This is a genomic window from Xanthobacter sp. BG11Y11_SDJG (genome assembly GCF_057364445.1).
In genome coordinates this window covers 1-1,754 of the sequence record NZ_JBNFNU010000596.1, presented here as the reverse complement: position 1 = coordinate 1,754, position 1,754 = coordinate 1, and the positions used below count along the sequence as shown (strand labels likewise).

Below are 1,754 nucleotides of genomic sequence, written 5' to 3'. Positions count from 1 at the left end.
CAACAGGTGCCGGATCCAGTCCGGCACGCCGGGGGGAGCGGCCCGTGATGGGGTCGAGGCGGTCCACCAGCGCCTTGGTCTTGGCCGCCGGCACGCCGTTCGCCGCCTCGGCGAACGCCTCCGGCCCGAGTGCTAGCCGAGGCGCAGGGGCGCCTCAATACAACCCGGTCAGATAATAGAAGCCGATCACGAAGAACACCGCCGCCGTCTTCACAAGGGTAATGGCGAAGATGTCGCCGTAAGACTGGCGATGGGTCAGCCCCGTCACCGCCAGCAAAGTTATCACGGCACCGTTGTGCGGCAGCGTATCCATGCCGCCCGAGGCCATGGCCGCCACCCGGTGCATCACCTCGAGCGGGATGCCGGCGGCGTTGGCGTTGGCGATGAACTGGTCCGCCATGGCCGCGAGCGCGATCGACAGGCCGCCCGACGCCGAGCCGGTGATGCCCGACAGCGTCGTCACCGTGATCGCCTCGTTGATCAGCGGATTGGGGATCGCGGCCAGGGCGCCCTTGATCAGCAGGAAGCCCGGCAGCGCGGCGATCACCGCGCCGAAGCCGTATTCCGAGGCGGTGTTGAGGCCGGCGAGCAGCGCCCCCGAGACCGCATCCTTCGAGCCGCCCGCGAACTTGCCGGCGATGGTGCGGAACGAGACGGCGAGCACCGTGAGGATGCCGAGCAGGAGCGCCGCCTCCACGGCCCAGATGGCGGCCCACACATTGGTGGCGACGCTCACCGGCGCGGCGCCTGGGACCAGGGTCGCGCTCGCCGTCTCGCCGAACCAGCCAGGGATCAGCTGGGCGAACACCAGGTTGGCGACGCCCACCACCACCAGCGGCGCCAACGCCACCACCGGCGAGACCATCGGGACGCTGTCGTCCAGCGTCACCTCGTTCTGGTGGCCGGTGCCGTAGCCCTCCCCCGCGCGCTGCGCCCGCCGGCGGCGGAACTCGAGATAGGACAGACCCACCAACAGGATGAAGGCGGTGCCGACGAAGCCGAGGATCGGCGCGGCATAAGCGGTGGTGTGGAAGAAGGTGGTGGGGATGATGTTCTGGATCTGCGGCGTGCCCGGCAGCGTGTCCATGGTGAAGGAGAAGGCGCCGAGCGCCACCACCGCCGGCAGCAGCCGCTTGGGGATGCCGACCTGCCGGAACATCTCCGCGCCGAACGGATAGACCGCGAACACCACCACGAACAGCGAGACGCCGCCATAGGTCAGGAGCGCGCCGACCAGGACGATGGAGATGATGGCGCGGCCCGGTCCGAGCAGCTTGACGACGGAGCCGACGATGGAGCGCGAGAAGCCGGACAGCTCGATCAGCTTGCCGAACACCGCACCCAGCAGGAACACGGGAAAGTAGAGCTTGATGAAGCCGACCATCTTCTCCATGAACAGGCCGGAATAGACGATCGGCACGGCGGACGGGTCGGTCAGCAGCACCGCGCCCAGGGCGGCGATCGGCGCGAACAGGATGACGCTGAACCCGCGATAGGCCACGAACATCAGGAAAAAGAGGGCGCCGAGGCAGATCACGAAGCTCATGGCAACGACCCTTGCAGCGGCCATCGGCGGGGCGCCGGTGGCGCTCCTGGCCATGGGCACAGACGCCAACGCTAGCGCAGTTTTTGAAGGGACAACAACAGCCTGGCTGACCTAACGTCGGCCTGCCGTGACAGCGGCGCCGGCTGCCCGCTACCAGCTTCCCGAGGCGCCGCCGCCGCCGGAGGAGCCGCCGCCCCCCGACCAGCCG

Annotated in this window: 1 protein-coding gene; it reads right to left on the bottom strand. The window is 68.8% G+C overall.

What is annotated here, in order from left to right; translation table 11 throughout:
* Window positions 1-154 precede the first annotated feature (154 nt).
* Window positions 155-1,546: a GntP family permease gene (locus AC2W7M_RS24810; RefSeq protein ID WP_486135708.1), complete on the bottom strand. Its 1,392-nt coding sequence runs from the start codon at window positions 1,544-1,546 to the stop codon at window positions 155-157.
* Window positions 1,547-1,754: the final 208 nt, after the last annotated feature.

Excerpts from the sequence above, each read along its gene's own strand:
- AC2W7M_RS24810 (WP_486135708.1), bottom strand. The coding sequence starts at position 1,546 with ATGAGCTTCGTGATCTGCCTCGGCGCCCTCTTTTTCCTGATGTTCGTG.